Source organism: Bacillus hominis (genome assembly GCF_018332515.1).
Classification (GTDB): domain Bacteria; phylum Bacillota; class Bacilli; order Bacillales; family Bacillaceae_G; genus Bacillus_A; species Bacillus_A hominis.
In genome coordinates, this window is record NZ_BOQD01000578.1 from 1 (window position 1) to 680 (window position 680).

The 680-nt window shown below is 32.2% G+C and carries 1 protein-coding gene; it reads right to left on the reverse strand.

Translation table 11 applies throughout. The annotated features are described in order from the left end of the window. The coding region (locus KI356_RS27450; protein WP_238486253.1) for a M3 family metallopeptidase at positions 1-680 on the reverse strand (680 nt) is incomplete at both ends.

The following is a 680-nucleotide window of genomic DNA, read 5'->3' on the forward strand; positions in this document are numbered from 1 at the left end:
AAGTAGTAACATCATAATGTGTATGATTGAGATTCATAAAAATAAAAGATAATTGAGAAGCAGGTAAGTGTTCGCAAAAACCACCAGCTGCTTTTCCTTTACGACTGTCTAAATCTAAGCAATCATTTTTATGCATACGGCTTAATAATGCAGAAAATTCAGGGTCTAGTTTGTGTAAAATATGAGAACTTTTTTCGATTAAATCACTTTCGCCTTCAATAGGTTTTAATACTTTTTGATTTGGTGCGGCTGCTTTTAGATCCCACGGACGAAGTGTATCTACTTGAAGTTCAGCTTTTTTCTCATTAAATATATTATCAATAAGTGGTACAACGTATTTACGAACAGATTCTGCAAATTCATAGCAATCTTCAGCCGTATAATCAAAACGTTCGTATTTTTTGAAAATATAATCACGATAATTATCTAATTGAATGTTTTTTGCCTTTTGGTGACGGATTGTGATTAATTCATTTAAAATGGTTTGTAGTTCCTTTTCAACAGATAAGTACTGTTCAGAGATAAGTGTTTTTGCTTTTTTTCGTATATCACGATTCGGATCTTGCAAGTAAGATTGTAGTTCAGTAATTGTTTTTTCTTCGCCATTCCATGGCGCAGTCAAACTGCCTGTAATTTCGAAGTATTCGGTTACTAATTTGTCTTCTTTTACTTCTAAATCA